Below are 21,747 nucleotides of genomic sequence, written 5' to 3' on the forward strand. Positions count from 1 at the left end.
GGATCGACAGGCTGCCGCCGGGCCCGGATGACTGCCCGGGGGCTCAGGTCAGGGACGCGGTCCGGGCGAACACGGCCACCACGATCACCAGCAGGACACCCGCGCAGCACGCGAACTGCACCAGGGTCCGGTGCCGGCGCGGAGCGAAGACGAGTCCGAGCGTGACGAGGGCGCCGGCCACCAGACCGCCGATGTGCCCCTCCCAGGAGATTCCCTCGCGGCCGAAGGTGAAAATCAGGCTGATCACCAGGATCGCGATGACCGGCCGCATGTCGAGGTTCTTGCGGCGCGCGAGCACGGCGAACGCGCCGATCAGGCCGTAGATGGCACCCGAGGCACCCAGCGACCCCTGGTTCGGGGCGGCGAGCAGATAGGCGAGCGCGCTGCCGCCGAGCCCCGAGACGAGATAGACCGCGAGGAAACGGGAGCGGCCGAGCTCCGGCTCGACGATTCTGCCGAGGAACCACAGCCCCACCAGGTTGAAGAGGATGTGGGGCACCTCTTCGTGCAGGAACACCGAGGTGATCAGGCGGTACCACTCACCGTCCGCGACGCCGACGACCTCGTTGAGCTGGGGGTTGTACGCGTATCCGATCAGCAGCGTCTCATCGAGGAAGCGGTCGCCGAGGGCGAGCACCACCACGTACACGGCGGCGTTGACGGCCACGAGGATCTTGGTGATCAGGAAGGCGTCGGAGCGGATGCTGCCGCCCGCGATGGTCCGCGGCTGGTTCGCCGTCGGGGCGTGCCCGGTGCCGGAGCCGGTGCGCACACAGTCGGGGCACTGGAACCCCACGGACGCGTCGACCATGCACTCGGGGCAGATCGGCCGCTCGCAGCGCACGCAGCTGATGCCCGTCTCGCGGCCGGGATGCCGGTAGCAGCCGGGCAGGCCGTGGGCGTCCTGCGGCTCCTTCGGAGTGCCTGGCACCTGGTCCATGGGATCCTCAATCTCCCTCGATCAAAACACCGCCCCGTCCATCCTTACGGACGGACGGGGCGCAATGGTTCCCCTGGGGACGAGGCCCGTGGGAATCAGCCCTCGCGGGTCTCGACGACGACGGACTCGATCACGACGTCCTTGAGCGGGCGGTCGGTCCGCGGATTGGTCTGGGTGCCGACGATCGCGTCCACGACCTTCTTGCCCGCCTCGGTGCTGACCTCGCCGAAGATGGTGTGCTTACGGGTCAGCCACGTGGTGGGTGACACCGTGATGAAGAACTGCGAGCCGTTGGTGCCCGGGCCGGCGTTCGCCATGGCCAGCAGGTACGGCTTGTCGAAGGCGAGGTCCGGGTGGAACTCGTCGCCGAACTCGTAGCCCGGGCCACCGGTGCCGTTGCCCAGGGGGTCGCCGCCCTGGATCATGAAGCCGCTGATGACGCGGTGGAAGACCGTGCCGTCGTACAGCCTGTCGGTGGACTTCTTGCCGGTCGCCGGGTGGGTCCACTCGCGCTCGCCCTGAGCGAGTTCGACAAAGTTCTTGACCGTCTTGGGCGCGTGGTTCGGCAGGAGCCGGATCTCGATGTCGCCTTGATTGGTCTTCAGGGTGGCGTAAAGCTGCTCGGCCACGATCCTGCCTTCCGTAAGTCTCGTCTGACGTCCACCGATCCTCGCACGGAAGCACCGCCCACGGAGAAAAGCGGCGTAGTCCTCGCCGAAGCGGCGCGGTACGGGGCGATTCGTGACATCGTCGAGCGGAAGCTCACAAACATGACCCGGATGCCCGGCCCCACATGCCGAGCATGAGGTCTGCGGGCATGATTTCCATTCAGACGGAAAGGCGAAACTGTGCCGAACTGGGGAAATCCCCAGGCCCCAGAACGCCACCGAGGAGGAGGATCCCCGTGACCCGCATGGACAGCGTGCGCGCCGCGACCGGTACGGCGAAGGAAAGCGTGCTGCACGCCGCGGACGTGGTGGCGCCCTACGCCGGTACTGCCAAGGACCAGGCCGCGCTTTATGCGCAGGAAGCCCGCGTACGGCTCGCGCCCAAGGTCTCCAAGGCCGCCAAGAAGGCCCGTGTTCAGTACGACACCCGTCTCGCGCCGCATGTGCCGCCAAAGGTGGACGTCGCAGCGCACCGGGCCGCGACCACCGCTCGTAGGGCAGCACGTCAGGCGGCGGACTACACAGTTCCGCGCGTCGAACACGCCGTTGCCGCCGCTCAGCCCGTACGGGAAGAGGCTGCGGCTCGCTCCGCTGCCGCGCTGGCCGCTCTGCGCGGTCAGGTGACGGCGAAGGACATTCAGAAGTTGGTGAGGAAGCACGAGCGGCGCTCGAAGGCCGCGCGTCTTGCCAAGGGTCTCGCGATCATCGGTGTTCTGGCCGGCGGCGCTGTGGCCGCCTGGAAGTGGTGGGACAAGCAGGCCAACCCCGACTGGCTGGTCGAGCCGCCCGCTGCGACGGAACTCGCCGACCGCGATCCGCTGACGTCCGTCGACGGCAGTCCGGAAGCGCTCGATCCCGAGGTCCAGGCGAAGCAGGCCGAGGCGGAGGCTGCCGATCGCGACGAGGGCCGCTGATCGGTCACCGCCCGTGTGGCCGGTGGTGATGCGGGGGGCGTGAGCAGTGCTTGCGGTGTCATGCGCTGTGGTGCCGCAGGCGCTTCCGCAGGACGGAACCTGCGCTGTGGTGCCTCAGAACATGCGCTGTGGTGCTGTGGAACGGGACGTGCGCTGTGCTGCTGTGGTACGGACGTGCGCTGTGGTGCCGGGAGAGGTGAGTGCTCCCGGCGCCTCATACCGAGGTGAGCGCACGGTCCGCGAGTGCGTCCGAGCCCGGCTCGGTCGCGGCGTCCTCGCTCTCCACGGAGGGCAGGTGCCGGGTGGCGGGAGACGAACCGTGCGCCTCGGCGCTGATGCGCTGCTTGATCGTGGGCGGCAGTGACCTGTCGCGCATGGTCGGGCTCCAGCGCGTACTCTGCGCCGGCACCGTCGCTCGGACGGCCTCCGTACGCGTCTGACGCGGCAGGTCGGCACGCTTCGGCGTCTGAACGGCCGGCTGCTGCGCGGCCGACGCGACGGTGGTGAGACCCACCGAGGCAAGCAGCGCGACGAGCGCGGTGAAGAATGCGGTCCACAGATTCCTGACCTTGATGGCGGCCATGACCCCTCGCTTTCGGGTTGGGCGATCTACATACCTTTCTCATGATGTGTACGCATCTCGAGTTGCGAAGGACCGACGCAGGACATAGGCGGTTCTTCTGATCAACACCACCCGTACGGCCCAGAGCGGCCCCGGAAAGCCAAAAAGAGCGCCCCGCCTACGGGAACAGGCCGGGGCGCTCTTCGTGCGTCCTGGCTCCGCCCTGGTCACGGTCGCGGCGGTGACGCCGACCAGGAGAGCGCGCGGTACAGGACCGGCACGTTCGGAGTACCACCTCGGTGCCGCGATCGCCGCCGGCGGCAGCGACGTCACCATGGAGAACTACGCCCGACGGCAGGCGGAGGCCGGCCCTGGTCGACTTGCGTGAGCGGGAAGACACCGGCGGCCCCGATGACCAAGCCGGTCACCACCATCGCCTGCACGCCCGGCGTCAGGGTGAGGCACCTGGTCGCCGCGGCACCGACGACGACGGCACCGGTCGGCGGCGCAGTCGTACGCCGGTCGCCGGCGGGCCGTAGCCCGGAACGAACCGCAGGAACCGGCCGGTCGGTGCGTCGGTACGCGTCCTCGTGGTGCCGGACGCGGTGGCCGACGAGGGCGACGACCGGCTCCGCTTCGAGCAGCTCATCCCCTCCGACCAGGTTCTCCGGGCGATCACCGCGAGCCTCGACGAGCGACGCCTGATCGGCACCCCGCCTCGTCGTGGAACCGCCGGTCTACCAGGGCGTCACCGTCGTGGCCCGCCTCGCGGCGGCACCGGGGGACACCGACCGGGTCCGCGAGGCCGCCCTCGACGCCCTGTTCCACCACCTCAACCCCCCGCACGGCGGCCCGGACGGCACCGGCTGGCCCTTCGGTCGCCCGGTCCAGTACGGCGAGGTCTTCGGCATCCTGCAGAACGCCACCGGCAACGCCCTCGTGGAAGAGATCCGCCTCTTCCCCGCCGACCCGATCACCGGCCGCCGCGGCGCACCCGCGGACCGCATCGACGTGGCCGCGGGCGCGCTGGTCTTCTCCTACCAGCACCAAGTGGTCGTGACGGCGCTCGAACCGGAGGCACGGCGATGAGCCTGACCGACACGGCCGCCCAGCCGGGGGTGGGGTCATGAGCCGTGCCGCCGCGCCCGGTCTGCCGAGCCGGTACCCGATCGGTGAGCAACTGCCCGCCCTCTATGCCGACGACGACTTCGCGCAGCGGTTCACCGCCGGCCTCGACACCGTCCTCGCCCCGTGTGCCCTGTCCCGCCTGCGGTACGGCCAATCAGCCGGGCCGCCGGTTCTGTCGGCGCTGTGCGGCGGAGCTGAAGCCCGCTGCGAAGCCCGACCCGCTGCCGTGGCGGCGGACCGTGTGGCCGTTCCGCCGCCGGGTGCGGGCGAGTTCGGGCGGGGTGACGCGGTTCCTGGTGGTCCTGGCCGTAGTGCTGGCGCTGTGCGCGGGCGGCTTTCTGCTGATGCCGGCCGGACGTGCCCTGATCGAGGACACCAGGGACAAACTGGGCAAGGCCAAGCCCGTGACGCCCATGAGCACCGAGGCGAGCGCCTCGGTGCCGGGGCACCCGCCGAAGGACACCACGGACGGGCTGAGCAATCGCTACTGGGGCGCGCCCGTGACGGGCGCCTCGGTGACGTACACCTTCCGCAAGCCGTTCCGGTTGGTCGACGTGATATCACCAACGGCGCGTCCAAGGAGCCGCAGCGGTACGCCCTCCAGGCACGCGCGCTCCAGATGGACCTGGAGGTGACGGCGCAGGACGGCACCACGCACAAGAAGGAGCTGACCCTCAGCGACAAACCGGGCGACCAGACGATCCCCACCGGGTACAGCAACGTGCGGAAGGTACGCCTGGTGCTGCGCTCGGCCGTCGGCCTGCTCCCGGGCCGCCATCTGGCCCTGGCGGAGGTGGAGTTCTTCCAGCGAGGCTGACTCGGCCGGCAGTGCTCGGTCGGCTGGTGCTGGGGTGGTACGTCGCGGTGGCAGCCGAGGCAGGCGCTCGGTGACGGCCTGGAGGTGTCCTCCGTCCTGGACCGGCGCTGCGGCAGCGAACAGGACGCCACCGGCGACCTCACCGGGATGCTCCAGGGTCCGACCGGCCCCGGCGTGGACCCGGACCTCGTGCGCCGCCGCGGCCCACCACAGGGCGGTGCGACCGGCCGTTCCGTCCTTGTTCTCTCGCTCACGTTCGAAGCCGTGAAGAGCACGTTGCGTGGGAGGCGTCACGACACGCAGTCGACGCAGACCCAAAGAACCCCTCTGGCCGACGTCTCCGCAGGTCAGAGGGGTTTTCGGGGTGTGGAGCCTAGGGGAGTCGAACCCCTGACATCTGCCATGCAAAGACAGCGCTCTACCAACTGAGCTAAGGCCCCTGGTCGCGGACCACAATACCGGGTCACCCCCGGGTTCCTGCAAAAGGGTTTGGGGCTCCCGGTGGGCGACCACTCTCCGTAAGATGCACGACGTGGTTCGCAGCAGCGAAGCCCGCTTTGGGGAAAGCGATGGGGAGACGCCATGGACGCCGCTCAGCAGGAAACGACCGCAAGAGCCAGGGAGCTGCAGCGCAGCTGGTACGGGGAGCCGTTGGGGGCGCTCTTCCGCCGGCTGATCGACGACCTGGGCCTCAACCAGGCCCGGCTCGCAGCCGTGCTCGGGTTGTCGGCTCCCATGCTGTCGCAGCTGATGAGCGGTCAGCGGGCCAAGATCGGCAATCCCGCGGTGGTCCAACGCGTCCAGGCGCTGCAGGAGTTGGCGAGTCTTGTCGCCGACGGCAGCGTCAGCGCGGTCGAAGCCACCGAGCGGATGGAAGAGATCAAGAAGTCGCAGGGCGGGTCCGTCCTCACCGGAACGAGCCAGAGCACGAACAGCTCCGGGGCTCCGACAGTGCGCCGGGTCGTCCGTGAGATCCAGTCGCTGCTGCGCTCCGTGGCCGCCGCCGGCGACATCATCGATGCCGCCGACTCCCTCGCCCCGAGCCACCCGGAGCTGGCAGAGTTCCTCCGGGTGTACGGCGCCGGGCGTACCGCGGACGCCGTCGCCCACTACGAATCGCACCAGAACTGACGCGGGGCGGACGCCTCACGAGGGAACGGGAGCGGGCGCAGCGCCATGGGTGAGGTCTTCGCTGGTCGGTACGAGCTGATCGACCCGATCGGGCGCGGTGGTGTCGGTGCGGTCTGGCGCGCCTGGGACCACCGGCGCCGTCGTTATGTGGCAGCCAAGGTGCTGCAGCAGAGCGACGCGCACACCCTGCTGCGCTTCGTCCGCGAGCAGGCGCTGCGGATCGATCACCCCCATGTCCTCGCTCCCGCGAGCTGGGCGGCGGACGACGACAAGGTGCTGTTCACCATGGACCTGGTGAGCGGCGGATCGCTGGCGCATCTCATCGGGGACTACGGCCCGCTGCCACCCGCCTTCGTGTGCACGCTGCTCGACCAGCTGCTGTCCGGACTGGCCGCGGTGCACGCGGAGGGGGTCGTGCACCGCGACATCAAGCCGGCGAACATCCTGCTGGAGGCGACCGGGACCAAGCGGCCGCATCTGCGTCTTTCGGACTTCGGCATCTCCATGCGCAAGGGCGAGCCCCGGCTGACGGAGACCAACCATGTGGTGGGCACGCCCGGGTACTTCGCTCCCGAGCAGATGCTGGGCGCGGAGCCGGAGTTCACCGCGGACCTCTTCGCGGTCGGCCTGGTCGCGCTCTATCTGCTCCAGGGGCAGAAGCCCGACTCCCGTGCGCTGGTGGAGCATTTCACGCACCACGGCACCCCGGGCGCCCCGGCGGGCATACCCGAGCCACTGTGGCAGGTCCTGGCGGGTCTGCTGCAGCCGGACCCCGATGCGCGCTTCCGTACGGCCACAGGAGCGCGCAAGGCGCTCACCGCGGCCGTCGACGTGCTTCCTGAACCCGGGCCCGACGACGAACCGGTCGAGGTCTTCGACCAACTGGGGCCTCTGCCCCCGGGTTTCGGCCCCTGCGGCCCCGAGCAGCCGTTCCCGCAGAGCGCGCCGGCCGGGTACACGGCACCGGCCGCCGAGCCGCCGCAGCCCCCCGTACAGCCGGCCCACCCGCCGTCGCGGACGGGCGGCTTCCCATTCACTCCTCCACCCCGGCAGCCGCCCGCGGTCCCGCCGTACGTGGACCATCCCGTGCAGCCGGCCACTCCGCCCCCCGTCCCGGCAGCCCCACAGCCGGCCCCAACACCTGCTCCCCCCACTGCGCACCACGCCTCCCCTCCGGGCCACCCCGCGCCGGAGCAGCCCGCGCACTCCGGGACCGCTCCGACGGCCCCGATGCGCTACGAATCGCCTCTCACTCGTGCTTACACCGCTCAGAGCCCTCAGGTTCCGTTCCCGCACGCGCCGGTTTCGAGGGCGGGCACACAGCGAACGGGACCGCCCCCGAAGGTCGCGGTCCCGATGCTGATCGTCGCGCTGCTCTGTTTCGCCGTGGGCATCTGGGCGTTGACCCAGGCCTGAGCCCCCAGGCGGGCTCTCGTGGCCGGTGGCCGTGGGGGCTTCCCGCCGGGTTACCAGCTCGGTGGCGGCCCGAACTGCCCCTGCTGCGCCCCCGGAGCCTGCCCGGGCACCTGGCCGCCCTGCCCGTGCCCACCGGGCACCTGGCCGCCCGAGGCCTGCCCGGGCACCTGACCACCCTGCGCGTGACCGCCCGGCACGTGCCCCTGATCCGGGAGCGTCGCCGGCCCCTGCCCCGGCACCGCCGGGGCACCAGCGCTTGGGCCCGCAGGTGCGCCGGAAGCCCGCCGGCGCTTCAGCAGCAGCCACACCGCCAGTCCGAGCAGCAGCACCGTGCCGGTACCGATCAGGACCGCGGCCACCAGTTGCAGCGGGTCGCCGCCGTCCTCGCCCGAGCCGCTCTTCCCGCTGTCCGCGGCCGCCTGGTCGTCCTCGGTGACCTGGAAGTCGCCCGCGGCACCGTCGTAGGGGGGAGCGGCCTTCGCCTGTCCCGTGACGTTGACCCGGAGCGTCAGCGAGAGCGCCGTGCTCCCGTACTCCGCGCCGACCTCGGGACTCAGCGTCACCGCGAGGTAGTACCAGCCCGCGAACCGCATGGCGTTCGTGGAGTCGGTCGAGTCGAAGCGATTCTCGTACGCCACCGGCGGCACCGGGTCGAGCGCGACCGACTTCTGCTTCCCGTCGTAGTACACGCTCGCGGTCTCGTCGACGAGACCGCGAGCTGGGTTGTGCAGGGACACCGACAGGGCGCTGGACACGCTCTGGGTGGTGTCGGAGGCCGTCGGGCTGGTGCCCAGGTCGGCGCTGGCGAAGATCTGCTGGCCCCAGTCGAGCGGCACCCGGTAGAACCGCGTCCGGCCCGGGAGGATCTCGTCCTGCCACTCGCCCTCGGTGATGCCGGTGGCGTCGGAGAAGCTCGTGCCGCCGGCGCGCTTCTGCGGGCTGCCCGCCGGGGGCGGGGGAGAGGCTGAGGGCCAGTTCTCGGGCGCCGCCGTCGCACCGGCCGCCTTCAGGCCGGGCTCGGTGGCGAAACGGATCTCCACGTCCCAGGGTTCGGGGGCGGACGCCGCGTCGCCGTCCCGCTCGATGAGGACGTAGTAGGCGCCGGCCTCCTGGCAGCTGCTGCTGTCCTTGTCGATCATCCGGTCCGCGTACGCGGCGATCGGCCTGGCGTACGCGGCAGAGCCGAACTGGGCGTCGCCGCTGCCGCACTTGGTTCCCGAGCGGTCCTCGATGCTCACGGAGACCTTGTCCGGGGAGGCGACCTCGGTCTTGAGCCCGGGTACCGCCACCGCGGAGATGTAGGCGTTCGTCCGAGCGTCCAGATCGACGCGGTAGTAGCGCTTCTCGCCCGGCTTGATCGAGTCCCGATAGGCCGATCCGGCCGTCAACGCCGGCCCGTCGCTGTTGACCGCCGCCCCCTTGACCGTCTTGGCCTCGCTGTCGAAGACGTACGGATGGGGCTCCCCGGCTGCCAGAGCCTGCGTCGGCAGTGCCGCCACCACGCACATTGCCGCCAGGGCGGCCATGGCCGCCGGCGTCACCCGGCCGCTGCCGCGCTGCCTCTTCACGCGCTTCTCCTCGGTGTACTGGTCGTGTCGGTGGCATGCCCGGCCCGTGTCGCGTACGGACGAGCAGCGGACCGCGATCATGACGGCCACCCCGCCCCGCAACCGCGGCGATCACCGCGGGGGGACCATCCTGCCCCGTCGCCCGCTCCGCTGTCTGCGGCGGGCGACGAATGGCCCATGTCGTCCGCCTCGTTGCCGGCCGCGCGCGCTCCCCCGCGACACCCATCGACTTTGCTTGAGCAAGCAACTAGTTTGCTTGAGTGAACTTACGGGAGGAAGCCTCACGCCGCACCCGGCACCCGGGTCCGGCACCCGGACAGCACGAAGCCCCGGCCGCTTCGAGCGACCGGGGCTTCAACCAAGACTGTTGCGTCTCACACACCCGAACCTGCGGGCACGGAGTCAGTCGCCTCCGTCCACAGATCCTGCTCGGCGCGATCCGCCTGGATCTGGCGGTACACGAGGAGCCCGCCGATGGCGGCCAGTGCGACCAGGAGAAGCTTCTTCACCGCGCGACCTCGTCTTTCCTTGACGTATGAGGACTTCTGGCGCCCGACTATACACACCGACCGATACCGATCGGTGACCTGCGTACGTCCCGCGCAGGGCCCAACTGGAGCCCCGGACAAAGCGATCGATCCGCTCCTACTCATCGGCGTCATCACCGTTTGCCGAAACCACCGGCCTAGTTGTCGTACCGGCGAAACACCACCGCCGGCGGACGGGACGGAGAACTCGCGGCCGGCCCCGCGGGCGCCTCAGGACGCCTTTGCGGCGGACCGCTTCGCGCTCCTGCGCCTGCTGGTGCTGCTCCGCGCGGCCTCGGGGGGCGTACTCCCGCGCCTCTTGGCAGTCGCCGCTGTGCTCGTCGCGGCCGTCGAGGGCGCGGCCTTTCCGTGCGAGATCGGCCAGGTGAACTCGATCTCCAGCTCGATCTCTCCGTCACCGATCTCGACCTCGATCTCGCTGCGAAGGTCGTCGGGAATCCTGAGACTCACCGTCCCCGACCCGAGTTCCAGTGAGACGTCCCCGCCCTGCCTCAGTGCCTCCGCGAGCGCCGTGAGCTGATCGGCCGCCTCCAGACGGGACAGCGAGCGCTTCTGCTCGAACTTCAGGTCCGTCATGGCGTCTCCGATCCGGCGGAACCAGGGGGTAACCCCAATTCTGATGCCAAGCACCGGATCGGACATCTTCACAACCGGCGAGAGACCGGAACGGCCGAGGCCGCACCCACCGAATGCGGAAAACCCCCAACCGTGATCGGCTGGGGGTCTTCTCGCTGGTGGGGCTAACAGGATTTGAACCTGTGGCCTCATCCTTATCAGGTCGATCACGCGGGGCCGCCGACGCAGGCCAACCCTGCCTGTGCCTGGCGTTGCTGTGCGCCGAGGTTCGGCCTCGACTGCTGTTGTTCGTGCCTGTTGGTGTCAGCCATTGATGTCAGCCGCCTTTGTCCCCTTGGCAGCCTGGTGGAGGCAGAGGGTCAGGGGCGGTCCAGACCCCACGTCTGTAGGGCGTAGGGTCGCCCCTTCTCCTCACCCGTGATCAGCGGCACGTCGAGCAGTCTGAAGCCCGCCTTGGTGGCTACGGCGACGCTGGCGGCGTTCTCGGCCTCCAGCTCCAGGATCACCTGCCTCGCGCCCAGCTGCTCGAAGGCGTACGCGGCCATCAGCCGTACCGCCCGCGCCGCCAGCCCCTGGCCGCGGTGCGCCGGGCCGATCGCGTAGCCGAGCTCCGTGCCCTCGGAGGCACGCCGCAGCATCACCTCGCCGAGCGGAGCGCCGCCGTCGACGGTGATGGCGAGCAGGATCGTCGTTCCGTCCGCCCGCAGCTGCCGGTCCCGGTCCAGCCGTGCGCGGGCGGCCGCTTTGTCGAAGGGGGAGGCCATCGGTGTCCAGTACGCGATGTCGGGGTGGTCAAATAGCTCCGGCATCGCGGCCAGGTCCGCCTCCGTCCAGTCGCGGAGGACGAGACCCTCCCCCGAGAGCTCGATCCGCTCGGGAAAGGACGACGTGATGCTGCTCATGCTGGGGGACCTCCCTGGCCTGTTCAGGACGAGGCAGGATAACCGGGGGCAGGCAAAGGCTCACCAGTATTTTCCGGGGACTCTCACACCCCGGCCGTGGTGGTGCACTCGGCCTTTCATCAGCCCCCCACCCGCCCCAGCTCCCATCCCGTCCGCCGTCGACCCACACACCGTGGAGCGGGCGTGGTTCCTGGCGTCCAGGTGGAGCGCGCCACTGTACGAACGACCTGGACGCCAGGGGCCGCGTCTGCTCGGCTCTGCCTGGGTCGATGGCGGACGGGATGGGAGCTCCCCGCGCACGCCAGTACGGACCCGCAGTCGGGAACGGCGCCCCCTCCATCCCGGTGCCGGCCGATCCCCCGCCGGAGGCATCATCTTGTGCCCGCGGATGACGTCCCGCCCTTGCCCGCTGCACGCAGCGCGCCGCCGGGCGCGGCCAGCCGGGGCGAAGACAGGAGGCAGGCCGCGCCGCAGAGGCGGCGCGCGCCCGCGCCGTGCGCGGGCCTTGATCGAGGTAGAGAAACCTGTAACAGGCCCACTGGAACTGGACTAGTTCAGGTCGTACTCCGCCGTGAGCTGGCGTCCCGCCCCCATGAAGTCGGTGGCGTACTCCGTCACAGAGCCGTGCTGGTCCCAGTAGTAGTTGCTCATGGTCAGGGCGAGAGTGCCCGCCTCGACATCGAGCAGGGCAGCTGCGTCTTCGGGCACAGGCTGCACGCACACCACGTCACGCCTCCGCACAGCACGCCGCCCGGTCCGGTCCTCGATCAGACCGAACGTCATCTTCGGCAGCGTCTCCGGTACTGCCAGCTCGGGGGCGCTCTCGGCCAGCTCACCCGGCAGCCAGGACGTGGACAGGGTGACGACACCCTCGTCGTCCAAGTACCGCCGCTGGCGACGGACGACCTGTGCACCCTCGTCCAGCCCGAGAGCCTCGGCGACACCGGCTGGCGCGGGCACCAGACCAGCGCTCACGATCTCAACGCGCTCGCCGGGGCGGAAGCCGCTACCCGTCGCCCGCTGGAGCTGGAGGCGGTCCGAGCCGCTCGTCAGCTTCCGTCCGAGGTCCACGAACGTGCCCTGCGTCGAGGACCGCACGTACCCCTCGGCCTGGAGCTGCTTCACACCCTTCGCTGCCGTGGCGGTGGCTACGCCCCACTCTTCGGCGATCTCAGCGATGGACGGCAGCTTGGTGTCCTGTGGCAGGGCGCCATCGACGATCAGCTGTCGGAAGTGATCCGCGATCTGCATGAACGGCGGCGCGGCCCGTTGGACTCGCGGTGTCATTTCTCCTCCTCCGAGCTCGTCAGCTAGCACACAGAGAAGAGTACCCCGCAAAGCCCTTGTGATTGCGTACTAGCACACGTATATATAACGTGAGCTAGTACACGTTCGCCGGGGGCGGCGGCCTACCGCCAAGCAGAATCGCCGTCCCCGGCTCCCTCGAAGGGAGCTTCCATCATGCCCGCGACGCTCTACGTCACACACCACCCCGCACTCTTATCGGCTCCGCTGTCCCGCACCGAGGACGCTCATGTCGTTCCGTCGCCGTGCCACGCCTGTGGCATCGCTGGCGGTGCGGACTGGCTCAAGGTCAACGGTGTCGGCGTCCTGGTCCACAACGCTCGAGGCCTGGAACGCTGCCCGGTGGCTACGCCGTTCGACTGGGAGACCGGCAAGTCGCTCGCGTTGGCTGGGGCGGTGGCCGCGTGAACGCCTCGATCGTCCCTCTCGTCGCCGGTCCCGCTCCGGTGCAGCCGTCCAGTCGCCCCGTTCAGCCGCCTGCGTTGCGGGCTCCGGACACGCCTTTGGGTCGTGCCCGGCTGGCTCGGGGCTGGTCGCAGATCAAGGTGGTGCGGGCGCTGCTGCTCCTGGCCGAGCACTGGGGCTGGGACATCGCGGCCGAGAAGTCGCTCAAGGTCTTCATCTCCCGGTGGGAGAACGACACGCATCGGCCGGGCCAGACGTATCAGGTCCTGCTCTGCGCGATCTTCCGTGCCACTCCCGATGAGCTCGGCTTCACGCGCCCCGCCGCCGCGTCGACGCTGACCGAGCGGGTGGCCGCTCTGGAATCGGTGATCGAGGACCTGACCGGACGGCTCGGGGAGGTGGCTGCGTGACTGCGCCTGTCCTGTCTTCGGCGGCCGTGGCTGACACTGCGGCCGCCGTGGGCGTTGCCCCGATGACGTTGGTCGACATGCTGCGGGTCGCCAGTTCTTCTCGTTTCGAGCGCTGGCAGGAACAGGTCCGGCGTACGGGTGGCTGTGCTCAGCCGATCCACCTGTCCGGCCACTCCCGCACGGTCGACACCCGCACGGGGGAGTTCTTCGAGTACTCCACCAGCAGTGAGCCGGGCGGGCGTCTGCGGATCGCTTGCGGCAACCGCCGTGCTTCGCGCTGCCCGTCCTGTGCCTGGACCTACGCCGGGGACACCTATCACCTGATCATGGCCGGGCTGGTCGGCGGCAAGGGCATCCCCGACACGGTGGCCGAGCGTCCCCGCGTCTTCGCTACCCTCACAGCGCCCTCGTTCGGCCCGGTCCACAACCGCCCCACTGCGGGCCGCTGCCGTTGCGGCGCCGCCCACCTCGAGGACGATCCCGCGCTCGGGACCGCGCTGGATCCCGGCCGCTACGACTACGCCGGGGCGGTGCTGTGGAACAACCACGCGGGAGCTCTGTGGCAGCGGTTCACCATCTACCTGCGCCGCGAGGTCGCCGCCCGCGCCGGACTCACCCAGGCAGCGTGCAAGGAACAGGCACGGGTCTCGTTCGGGAAGGTCGCCGAGTTCCAAAAGCGCGGCGCGGTCCACTTCCACGCGGTCATCCGCATCGACGGACCGGACGGCCCCGACACCCCGCCCCCGGCCTGGGCCACGGTGCAGCTCCTCACCGACGCGATCCGGGCCGCTGCCGCACGGGCCACGGTCCCGCTCGCAGCGGCCGGCCCTCTCCCCTCCCGGATTCTGCACTGGGGAACGCAGATCGACGTGCAGCCCATCGGCGTCCTGGAGGACCAGGCCGACCTGAGTGAACGGGCCGTGGGTGCCTACGTCGCGAAGTACGCCACCAAGGCAGCCGAGACCACCGGCACCCTCGACCGCCGCATCGGCGAACTCGGAGAACTCGACTTCCACCCCGGCCTGCCCGACCACACCCGGCGCCTGATCGAAGCCTGCTGGGACCTCGATCCGCACTACCCGGAACGCCTCCTCGCGCACTGGTCCCACATGCTCGGCTTCCGCGGCCACTTCTCCACCAAGACACCCCACTACTCCACCACCCTCGGAGCGCTACGCGGTGCCCGGGCCGACTGGCGTGCCCAGCAAGAACGCCGGGAGAAGGGCCTGCCCGACCACGACCAGGACGACGACGCCACCGAAGACACCACTCTCGTGATCGCGCACTGGGAGTACGCCGGACAAGGCCACACCCCGGGCGAATCCTGGCTCGCAGCCTCCATCGCCCAAGACCTCAAGCAAAACCGCGACACCGCCCGCGAAGCCCTCGCGAGCCTCCAATACGACGACGGGGAGTGGTGACGATGACTGACGAGCTGCTGACCGTGCCGGAAGTCATGGCCCGGCTCAAGGTCGGCCGTACGGCGGTCTACGACCTGATCCGGACGCATCGTCTTCCCTCCCTGACCATCGGACGTTGTCGCCGTATCCCTGCGGACGGCCTGCGTTCCTTCCTCGCGTCCCGTCTTGAGGAGGCTGCCTGATGGCGAAACGTCGCCCCAACGGTGGGGGAACCATCACCAAGCGCAAGGACGGCCGGTATCAAGGGGCTGCCTACGTGACCAACACGGACGGGCACCGAGTGCGGAAGTTCGTGTACGGCTCGACGTACGACGAAGCAGCTGAGAAGCTCGGCAAGCTCCAGGACCACGAGCGCAACGGTGTCCCGATCCCGTCCCGTAGCTGGACGGTCGGGGAGTGGCTGGCCTACTGGCTGCAGCACATCGTGAAGCCCAGCCGGGAGTACAACACCTACGCGAAGTACGAGTCCAAGGTCCGGCTCTACCTGATGCCGCACCTCGGAAAGAAGTCGATGGTTCGGCTCACGCCTGCTCAGGTCCGCACGTTCATGACGACGTTGGAGCATCGCGAGGGTGTGCCGGCCGCAACCCGCTTCGAGGTACTGCGGGTCCTCCGGAACGCGCTCAACCGGGCCCGGCTGGAAGAGCTGCTGACGCGTAACGTCGCCGAGCTGGTCGACATGCCAAAGGTGACCAAGGGGGAGGGAAAGCCTTGGTCCGCCCGCGAGGCGATCGAGTTCCTGCGTGCTGTGCGGGCGCACCGTCTCTACGCGGCCTGCGTCCTCGTCCTGGTGCTCGGCTTGCGGCGGAGTGAGGTCCTGGGCCTGCGCTGGCAGGACATCGACTTCGACCGTCAGCAGTTCACCCCGGTCAAGCAGGTCCAGCGGGATGACAGCGGCCTGGTGCTCAAAGACCTCAAGACCGAGTCGTCTCAGGCCGTGCTGCCGGTGCCGAAGTTCTGTGCGAACGCGCTGGAGGAACGGCGGCACCTGCAAGAGCTGGAACGGAAGATCGCCGGTGACGCCTGGCAGCAGGCCTCGAACGAGGACCTGATCTTCTCTGAACGGCACGGCGGAATGATCGAGCCTCGCGGCTTCTCACGGACCTTCGACGCCCTGATCAAGCGGGCCGGTCTGCGCCGCATCACGGTCCGGCTGGCTCGGCACACCTGCGGCACGCTGCTTGCCTTCCTGAAGGTGCATCCCAAGGTGGCCCAGGCGATCCTCCGGCACAGCCAGATCAGCATGACCATGGACATCTACACACACGTTGTGGACAACGATCGGCGCGAGGCTGCGGCTCTGCTCGCGGACCTCTTGGAAGATCCGCTCATCGGCTGATGTCAGCTACTGATGCAAAAGACCCCCAGCCATGATCGGCTGGGGGTCTTTTGGCTGGTGGGGCTAACAGGATTTGAACCTGTGGCCTCATCCTTATCAGGGATGCGCTCTAACCAACTGAGCTATAGCCCCGCCGCGCTGTGCGCTGACTTCTGAAGATTAGCGCACGTCTGGCGCAGCTCCCAAATCGGTTACTCGTCCTCCGCCAGCGTGAGCTCGACGCCGCCCACGAACCCCGCGGAGAGGTTGTAGATGAAGGCTCCGAGCGTCGCCAGCGCTGTGGCCAGCACCACATCGATTACCGCGATGACCGACGTGAAAATGAGGACGCGCGGCAGCGACAGGAACGACTGGAGGTCGAAGCCGTTGCTCTCGTTCGAGCCGGTGGCCTCGCTGATCGTCCCGCCGACCGTCGAGAAGACGCCCATCGCGTCCATGACCATCCACAGCACCGCGGACGCGATCACCGTGCAGATGCCCAGCGCGATGGAAAGCAGGAAGCTGACCTTCATCACCGACCAGGGGTCGGCCTTGGCGACGCGCAGCCGCGCCTTGCGGGTCCGCGGAGTCGTCCGCGCCCCGGTGCGCGGCAGGCGCACGCCTGCCTGGGTCCCGCCGCCGCCCTGGGGCGACTGGTAGGCCTGCGGCGGGTGGTACGGCTGTGCCGCCTGCTGAGGGGCCGGCTGCTCGCCCGCATACGTCTCGTACGGGGGCTGGGCCCCGCGGGTGTCCGTCACCGTCATCCCCCTGCCTTCGGCGGGGGTGCCCCCGCCTTGGGAGTCCGCGGCAGGGCCACGGGCACCGTTCGCTCCAGCAGCTCCGGCAGCGGCCGAACCGGCGCCCGTGGCTCCACTCACGCTCTACTCCTCGTGCTCCCCGGCCGAGGACTCCGTGCCCTCGACAGCAGCCTCGGCCCCACCGGCGTCGGCTTCGTCGGTCCCTTCGACCTCTTCGGCCTCACGACCAGCCTCGGCGTTGCGAGCGATGCCGACAACGGCATCACGCTTGCCCAGGTTGATCAGTTGGACGCCCATGGTGTCACGGCCCGTCTCCCTGATTTCGTTGACTCGCGTACGAATCACACCGCCACCAAGGGTGATGGCGAGGATCTCATCTGTCTCCTCGACCACCAGCGCGCCCACGAGCGAACCACGGTCCTCCACGATCTTGGCGGCCTTGATACCGAGGCCACCGCGACCCTGGACGCGGTACTCGTCGACAGCGGTCCGCTTCGCGTACCCACCGTCGGTAGCAGTGAACACGAACGTACCGGGCCGCACCACATTCATCGAGAGGAGCTGGTCCCCCTCACGGAAACTCATGCCCTTGACGCCCGAGGTCGCACGGCCCATCGGGCGCAGTGCGTCGTCCGTCGCGGTGAACCGGATCGACTGGGCCTTCCTGCTGATGAGCAGCAGGTCGTCCTCGGCCGAGACCAGCTCGGCGCCGATCAGCTCGTCGTCGCTGCCGTCGTCCGTCTCCCGCAGGTTGATCGCGATGACGCCGCCCGAGCGGGGTGAGTCGTAGTCCTTCAGCGGGGTCTTCTTGACCAGGCCGCCCTTGGTGGCGAGCACCAGGTAGGGCGCGGCGTTGTAGTCGCGGATCGCCAGGATCTCGGCGATCTGCTCGTCCGGCTGGAAGGCGAGCAGGTTGGCGACGTGCTGCCCGCGGGCATCCCGGCCGGCGTCGGGGAGCTCGTACGCCTTGGCCCGGTAGACGCGGCCCTTGTTCGTGAAGAAGAGCAGCCAGTGGTGCGTGGTGGAGACGAAGAAGTGGTCGACGATGTCGTCTTCCTTGAGCTTCGTGCCCCGTACGCCCTTGCCACCCCGCTTCTGCGAGCGGTAGTCGTCGGTCTTCGTGCGCTTCACATAGCCGCCACGCGTGATGGTGACGACGATGTCCTCCTCGGCGATCAGGTCCTCGATGGACATGTCACCGTCGAAGGGCACCAGCTTGGAACGCCGGTCGTCGCCGAACTTCTCGACCAGGACGGCCAGTTCGTCGCTGACGATCTGGCGCTGCTTCTCCGGCGACGCGAGGATCGCGTTGTACTCGTTGATCTTCGCCTGCAGCTCGTCGTGCTCCTGCACGATCTTCTGGCGCTCCAGGGCGGCCAGTCGGCGCAGCTGCATCTCCAGGATGGCGTTGGCCTGGATCTCGTCGATCTCCAGGAGGTCCATCAGGCCGCCGCGTGCGATCTCGACGGTGTCACTGCGCCGGATGAGCGCGATGACCTCGTCGATCGCGTCCAGAGCCTTGAGCAGACCGCGCAGGATGTGCGCCCGCTCCTCGGCCTTGCGCAGCCGGAACTTCGTGCGCCGGACGATGACCTCGACCTGGTGCGTCACCCAGTGGCGGATGAAGGCGTCCAGGGACAGCGTGCGCGGCACGCCGTCGACCAGCGCCAGCATGTTCGCGCCGAAGTTCGTCTGCAGGTCGGTGTGCTTGTACAGGTTGTTCAGCACGACCTTGGCGACGGCGTCGCGCTTGAGCACGATGACCAGGCGCTGACCGGTCCGCGAGGAGGTCTCGTCGCGGACGTCCGCGATGCCGCCGATCTTGCCGTCCTTCACCAGGTCGGCGATCTTCTGCGCGAGGTTGTCCGGGTTGGTCTGGTACGGAAGCTCCGTGACGACCAGGCACTGGCGGTTCTGGATCTCCTCGACGTCGACGACCGCGCGCATCGTGATGGAGCCGCGACCGGTGCGGTACGCCTCCTCGATGCCCTTGCGGCCCACGACCAGCGCACCGCTCGGGAAGTCCGGGCCCTTGATGCGCTCGATGAGCGCGTCGAGCAGCTCCTCGTGCGTCGCGTCGGGGTGCTCCAGCGCCCACTGCGCGCCGGCCGCGACCTCGCGGAGGTTGTGCGGCGGGATGTTGGTCGCCATGCCGACCGCGATACCGGCCGAGCCGTTGACCATCAGGTTCGGGAACCGTGCCGGCAGGACCGTCGGCTCCTGGTTGCGGCCGTCGTAGTTGTCCTGGAAGTCGACGGTCTCCTCGTCGATGTCCCGGAGCATCTCCATGGACAGCGGCTTGAGCCGGCACTCGGTGTACCGCATGGCGGCGGCCGGGTCGTTGCCCGGGGAGCCGAAGTTGCCGTTGGAGTCCACCAGCGGCATGCGCATCGACCACGGCTGGGCCAGACGGACCAGGGCGTCGTAGATCGAGGAGTCTCCGTGCGGGTGGTACGTACCCATGACGTCACCGACGACGCGGGCGCACTTGTAGAAGCCCTTCTCGGGCCGGTATCCGCCGTCGTACATCGCGTACAGCACACGACGGTGGACGGGCTTGAGACCGTCCCGTACGTCGGGCAGCGCTCGCGACACGATGACGGACATCGCGTAGTCGAGGTAGGAGCGCTGCATCTCGGTCTCGAGCCCGACGGGCTCCACGCGCATCCCCACACCCGGAACGGGGGGTTCCTCTTCGGGCATCACAGGGGTGTTCTCGTCGGCCATTGCTGGTCAAAGTCCTTTCGTGCGGTCAGCTGAGACCGACTCAGATGTCGAGGAACCGAACGTCCTTGGCATTGCGCTGGATGAAGGAACGCCGTGCCTCGACGTCCTCTCCCATCAGCACCGAGAACAGATCGTCGGCCTGCGCCGCGTCGTCCAGCGTGACCTGGCCGAGCACGCGGTGGTCCACGTCCATGGTCGTGATGCGCAGCTCCTCGGCGTTCATCTCGCCGAGACCCTTGAAGCGCTGGATCGAGTCTTCCTTGATCCGCTTGCCGCTCTGCTTGCCGAGCTCGACCAGCGCGTCGCGCTCACGGTCCGAGTACGCGTACTCGAAGTCGTCCCGGCCCCACTTGATCTTGTACAGCGGAGGGCGCGAGAGGTACACGTGCCCGGCTTCGACCAGCGGCCGCATGAAGCGGAAGAGGAAGGTCAGCAGCAGGGTGTTGATGTGCTGGCCGTCGACGTCGGCGTCCGCCATCAGGATGATCTTGTGATAGCGGAGCTTCTCGATGTCGAAGTCCTCGTGGACTCCGGTGCCGAAGGCCGAGATCAGCGCCTGGACCTCGGTGTTCTGCAGGATCTTGTCGATCCGCGCCTTCTCGACGTTCAGGATCTTGCCGCGGATCGGCAGGATCGCCTGGTACATCGGATTGCGGCCGGACTTCGCCGAGCCGCCGGCGGAGTCACCCTCGACGATGAAGATCTCGCACTGGGTGGGGTCGTTCGACTGGCAGTCGCTCAGCTTGCCCGGCAGCGAGGCGGACTCCAGCAGGCCCTTGCGACGGGTGAGGTCACGGGCCTTGCGGGCCGCGACGCGCGCCGTCTGCGCCTGGACGGACTTGCGGATGATGTCCGCGGCCTCGTTCGGGTTGCGGTCGAACCAGTCCGTGAGGTGCTCGTGCACGACCTTCTGGACGAAGGTCTTCGCCTCGGTGTTGCCGAGCTTGGTCTTGGTCTGCCCCTCGAACTGCGGCTCGCCCAGCTTGACCGAGATGATCGCTGTCAGACCCTCGCGGATGTCCTCGCCGGAGAGGTTGTCGTCCTTCTCGCGCAGCAGCTTCTTGTCGCGCGCGTACCGGTTGACCAGGCCCGTCAGGGCGGACCGGAAGCCCTCTTCGTGGGTACCGCCCTCGTGCGTGTGGATCGTGTTCGCGAAGGAGTAGACACCCTCGGTGTACTGCGAGTTCCACTGCATCGCGATCTCGACCGAGAGCAGCCGCTCCTTGTCCTCGGCCTCGACGTCGATGACCGTGGGGTGGATGAGCTCGCCCTTGCGCGAGTTCAGGTACTTCACGAAGTCGACGATGCCGCCCTCGTAGAAGTACGTGACCGTGCGGACCGGCTCCTCGCCCGCCTCCTCGACGGTGTCGGCACCGGCGGTGGCCTTGGCCGAGTCGCGCTCGTCCGTCAGCTTCAGAGTGAGGCCCTTGTTGAGGAAGGCCATCTCCTGAAAGCGGCGGGAGAGCGTCTCGAAGGAGTAGTCGGTGGTCTCGAACACGTCGGGGTCGGACCAGAACGTCACCGACGTGCCGGTCTCGTCGGTCGCTTCGTTGCGCTGGAGGGGCGCGGTGGGCACGCCGAGCTTGTACTCCTGGGTCCAGCGGTAGCCGTCCGTCTTGATCTCGACGGAGACCTTGGAGGACAGGGCGTTGACGACGGACACGCCCACACCGTGCAGACCGCCGGAGACCGCGTAACCGCCGCCGCCGAACTTGCCGCCCGCGTGCAGGACGGTCAGCACGACCTCGACGGCCGGCTTGCCCTCCGACGGGACGATGCCGACCGGGATGCCGCGGCCGTTGTCGATGACGCGCACGCCGCCGTCGGCCAGGATGGTCACGTCGATCATGTCCGCGTGACCGGCCAGGGCCTCGTCGACGGAGTTGTCGACGACCTCTTGCACCATGTGGTGCAGACCGCGCTCACCGGTGGACCCGATGTACATGCCGGGGCGCTTGCGGACCGCGTCCAGTCCCTCGAGGACGGTGATCGCGCTGGCGTCGTACGAGGCGGTGACCTCGCCGTGTCCGCCGGCGGGGATGGACGGATTGTTCTCGTTGGGGTTGCCGGAATCGGCCACGAAGCGCCCTTTCTGGCACAGCACAAGCCGTTCTCCGGGCAGGCGGGAGCGGCTGCGTCGTTCGACATGTTCCGCGAGAAGGCGGGATTGCTCACCAGTCTACCGGTACGGCCGACACTCATGGGGGTTTGCCGGTAGCTGAGTCCGCATGTG

The 21,747-nt window shown here is 68.9% G+C and carries 21 protein-coding genes, 2 tRNA genes and 2 pseudogenes; 12 read left to right on the top strand and 13 right to left on the bottom strand.

The features are described from left to right. Positions 1-43 precede the first annotated feature (43 nt). Together ABTX78_RS11060 and ABTX78_RS11065 are read right to left on the bottom strand one after the other, a co-directional pair. Positions 44-940: a rhomboid family intramembrane serine protease gene (locus ABTX78_RS11060; protein WP_352206503.1), complete on the bottom strand. Its 897-nt coding sequence runs from the start codon at positions 938-940 to the stop codon at positions 44-46. Between the two features lie 95 nt (positions 941-1,035). After that, the gene (locus ABTX78_RS11065; RefSeq protein ID WP_352206504.1) at positions 1,036-1,569 is read right to left on the bottom strand and encodes a peptidylprolyl isomerase; all 534 of its coding nucleotides are present in this window, start codon (positions 1,567-1,569) and stop codon (positions 1,036-1,038) included. 275 nt (positions 1,570-1,844) lie between these two features. Between ABTX78_RS11065 and ABTX78_RS11070 the strand changes: the two genes are divergently transcribed. Beyond that, a complete protein-coding gene (locus ABTX78_RS11070) occupies positions 1,845-2,522 on the top strand; it encodes a DUF5324 family protein (protein ID WP_352206505.1) in 678 nt (225 codons plus the stop codon). A 214-nt stretch (positions 2,523-2,736) separates the two neighbouring features. Here the strand turns inward: ABTX78_RS11070 and ABTX78_RS11075 are convergent, their stop codons facing one another. Beyond that, positions 2,737-3,105, bottom strand: a complete 369-nt coding sequence (locus ABTX78_RS11075; protein ID WP_352206506.1) for a DUF6344 domain-containing protein — start codon at positions 3,103-3,105, stop codon at positions 2,737-2,739. 554 nt (positions 3,106-3,659) lie between these two features. Here ABTX78_RS11075 and ABTX78_RS11080 point away from each other — a divergent pair. The 4 genes and pseudogenes from ABTX78_RS11080 to ABTX78_RS11090 form a co-directional block, all read left to right on the top strand. Further along, positions 3,660-4,173: pseudogene (locus ABTX78_RS11080) on the top strand (putative baseplate assembly protein); the annotation flags it as partial. 37 nt (positions 4,174-4,210) lie between these two features. Continuing rightward, positions 4,211-4,336: pseudogene (locus ABTX78_RS36135) on the top strand (phage tail protein); the annotation flags it as partial. Positions 4,337-4,493: 157 nt separating this feature from the next. Continuing rightward, positions 4,494-4,847 carry a hypothetical protein gene (locus tag ABTX78_RS11085; RefSeq protein WP_352206619.1) on the top strand — a complete coding sequence of 118 codons (354 nt, stop codon included), beginning with the start codon at positions 4,494-4,496 and terminating at the stop codon, positions 4,845-4,847. Continuing rightward, positions 4,844-5,029, top strand: a complete 186-nt coding sequence (locus ABTX78_RS11090) for a hypothetical protein (protein WP_352206620.1) — start codon at positions 4,844-4,846, stop codon at positions 5,027-5,029. Before ABTX78_RS11085 ends, ABTX78_RS11090 begins: the two co-directional genes overlap by 4 nt. Positions 5,030-5,396: 367 nt before the next feature. Here ABTX78_RS11090 and ABTX78_RS11095 read toward each other — a convergent pair. Beyond that, positions 5,397-5,469: transfer RNA gene (locus ABTX78_RS11095), tRNA-Ala, on the bottom strand. Positions 5,470-5,611: 142 nt separating this feature from the next. Between ABTX78_RS11095 and ABTX78_RS11100 the strand changes: the two genes are divergently transcribed. Both ABTX78_RS11100 and ABTX78_RS11105 read left to right on the top strand, forming a co-directional pair. Continuing rightward, complete coding sequence (locus ABTX78_RS11100; RefSeq protein ID WP_352206507.1) at positions 5,612-6,160, top strand: helix-turn-helix domain-containing protein; 549 nt, start codon at positions 5,612-5,614, stop codon at positions 6,158-6,160. A 45-nt stretch (positions 6,161-6,205) separates the two neighbouring features. Next, positions 6,206-7,576, top strand: coding sequence for a serine/threonine-protein kinase (locus ABTX78_RS11105; RefSeq protein ID WP_352206508.1), 1,371 nt, complete (start codon positions 6,206-6,208; stop codon positions 7,574-7,576). A 50-nt stretch (positions 7,577-7,626) separates the two neighbouring features. Here the strand turns inward: ABTX78_RS11105 and ABTX78_RS11110 are convergent, their stop codons facing one another. The 5 genes from ABTX78_RS11110 to ABTX78_RS11130 form a co-directional block, all read right to left on the bottom strand. Further along, on the bottom strand, positions 7,627-9,102 hold the full coding sequence (locus ABTX78_RS11110) for a hypothetical protein (RefSeq protein WP_352206612.1): 1,476 nt from the start codon (positions 9,100-9,102) through the stop codon (positions 7,627-7,629). A gap of 416 nt (positions 9,103-9,518) precedes the next feature. Further along, positions 9,519-9,653 carry a DLW-39 family protein gene (locus tag ABTX78_RS11115; protein ID WP_003958712.1) on the bottom strand — a complete coding sequence of 45 codons (135 nt, stop codon included), beginning with the start codon at positions 9,651-9,653 and terminating at the stop codon, positions 9,519-9,521. A gap of 249 nt (positions 9,654-9,902) precedes the next feature. Continuing rightward, complete coding sequence (locus ABTX78_RS11120) at positions 9,903-10,268, bottom strand: amphi-Trp domain-containing protein (protein ID WP_352206509.1); 366 nt, start codon at positions 10,266-10,268, stop codon at positions 9,903-9,905. A gap of 359 nt (positions 10,269-10,627) precedes the next feature. Continuing rightward, on the bottom strand, positions 10,628-11,170 hold the full coding sequence (locus tag ABTX78_RS11125) for a GNAT family N-acetyltransferase (RefSeq protein WP_352206510.1): 543 nt from the start codon (positions 11,168-11,170) through the stop codon (positions 10,628-10,630). Between the two features lie 549 nt (positions 11,171-11,719). Next, positions 11,720-12,457, bottom strand: coding sequence for a GntR family transcriptional regulator (locus ABTX78_RS11130; RefSeq protein ID WP_352206511.1), 738 nt, complete (start codon positions 12,455-12,457; stop codon positions 11,720-11,722). A 174-nt stretch (positions 12,458-12,631) separates the two neighbouring features. On the opposite strand from ABTX78_RS11130, the gene ABTX78_RS11135 reads away from it, so the two are divergent. From ABTX78_RS11135 to ABTX78_RS11155, 5 genes are all read left to right on the top strand, one after another. Next, entirely contained in the window at positions 12,632-12,883 is a 252-nt protein-coding gene (locus tag ABTX78_RS11135) for a hypothetical protein (RefSeq protein ID WP_352206512.1), read from the top strand. A 95-nt stretch (positions 12,884-12,978) separates the two neighbouring features. After that, positions 12,979-13,290 carry an XRE family transcriptional regulator gene (locus ABTX78_RS11140; RefSeq protein ID WP_352206513.1) on the top strand — a complete coding sequence of 104 codons (312 nt, stop codon included), beginning with the start codon at positions 12,979-12,981 and terminating at the stop codon, positions 13,288-13,290. A gap of 26 nt (positions 13,291-13,316) precedes the next feature. Then, complete coding sequence (gene repSA, locus ABTX78_RS11145; protein ID WP_352206514.1) at positions 13,317-14,711, top strand: replication initiator protein RepSA; 1,395 nt, start codon at positions 13,317-13,319, stop codon at positions 14,709-14,711. A 2-nt stretch (positions 14,712-14,713) separates the two neighbouring features. Then, entirely contained in the window at positions 14,714-14,893 is a 180-nt protein-coding gene (locus tag ABTX78_RS11150) for a helix-turn-helix domain-containing protein (RefSeq protein WP_352206515.1), read from the top strand. Continuing rightward, on the top strand, positions 14,893-16,050 hold the full coding sequence (locus ABTX78_RS11155; protein WP_352206516.1) for a tyrosine-type recombinase/integrase: 1,158 nt from the start codon (positions 14,893-14,895) through the stop codon (positions 16,048-16,050). Before ABTX78_RS11150 ends, ABTX78_RS11155 begins: the two co-directional genes overlap by 1 nt. 55 nt (positions 16,051-16,105) lie before the next feature. On the opposite strand, the gene ABTX78_RS11160 is transcribed toward ABTX78_RS11155, so the two are convergent. The 4 genes from ABTX78_RS11160 to gyrB form a co-directional block, all read right to left on the bottom strand. Then, positions 16,106-16,182, bottom strand: a tRNA-Ile gene (locus ABTX78_RS11160). Between the two features lie 59 nt (positions 16,183-16,241). Next, entirely contained in the window at positions 16,242-16,907 is a 666-nt protein-coding gene (locus ABTX78_RS11165; RefSeq protein ID WP_502993844.1) for a DUF3566 domain-containing protein, read from the bottom strand. A gap of 3 nt (positions 16,908-16,910) precedes the next feature. Next, the gene (gene gyrA, locus ABTX78_RS11170) at positions 16,911-19,514 is read right to left on the bottom strand and encodes a DNA gyrase subunit A (RefSeq protein ID WP_352206517.1); all 2,604 of its coding nucleotides are present in this window, start codon (positions 19,512-19,514) and stop codon (positions 16,911-16,913) included. A 40-nt stretch (positions 19,515-19,554) separates the two neighbouring features. Next, positions 19,555-21,618: a DNA topoisomerase (ATP-hydrolyzing) subunit B gene (gene gyrB / locus ABTX78_RS11175; protein ID WP_352206518.1), complete on the bottom strand. Its 2,064-nt coding sequence runs from the start codon at positions 21,616-21,618 to the stop codon at positions 19,555-19,557. Between the last annotated feature and the right edge of the window lie 129 nt (positions 21,619-21,747).

This window comes from Streptomyces sp. NPDC096193 (assembly GCF_040302905.1).
GTDB lineage: Bacteria > Actinomycetota > Actinomycetes > Streptomycetales > Streptomycetaceae > Streptomyces.

Coding starts and splice junctions, on each gene's coding strand:
- ABTX78_RS11075 (WP_352206506.1), bottom strand. CDS start 3,105: ATGGCCGCCATCAAGGTCAGGAATCTGTGGACCGCATTCTTCACCGCG.
- ABTX78_RS11060 (WP_352206503.1), bottom strand. CDS start 940: ATGGACCAGGTGCCAGGCACTCCGAAGGAGCCGCAGGACGCCCACGGC.
- ABTX78_RS11150 (WP_352206515.1), top strand. CDS start 14,714: ATGACTGACGAGCTGCTGACCGTGCCGGAAGTCATGGCCCGGCTCAAG.
- ABTX78_RS11125 (WP_352206510.1), bottom strand. CDS start 11,170: ATGAGCAGCATCACGTCGTCCTTTCCCGAGCGGATCGAGCTCTCGGGG.
- ABTX78_RS11105 (WP_352206508.1), top strand. CDS start 6,206: ATGGGTGAGGTCTTCGCTGGTCGGTACGAGCTGATCGACCCGATCGGG.
- ABTX78_RS11120 (WP_352206509.1), bottom strand. CDS start 10,268: ATGACGGACCTGAAGTTCGAGCAGAAGCGCTCGCTGTCCCGTCTGGAG.
- ABTX78_RS11100 (WP_352206507.1), top strand. CDS start 5,612: ATGGACGCCGCTCAGCAGGAAACGACCGCAAGAGCCAGGGAGCTGCAG.
- ABTX78_RS11135 (WP_352206512.1), top strand. CDS start 12,632: ATGCCCGCGACGCTCTACGTCACACACCACCCCGCACTCTTATCGGCT.
- ABTX78_RS11155 (WP_352206516.1), top strand. CDS start 14,893: ATGGCGAAACGTCGCCCCAACGGTGGGGGAACCATCACCAAGCGCAAG.
- ABTX78_RS11130 (WP_352206511.1), bottom strand. CDS start 12,457: ATGACACCGCGAGTCCAACGGGCCGCGCCGCCGTTCATGCAGATCGCG.
- ABTX78_RS11110 (WP_352206612.1), bottom strand. CDS start 9,102: ATGGCCGCCCTGGCGGCAATGTGCGTGGTGGCGGCACTGCCGACGCAG.
- gyrA (WP_352206517.1), bottom strand. CDS start 19,514: ATGGCCGACGAGAACACCCCTGTGATGCCCGAAGAGGAACCCCCCGTT.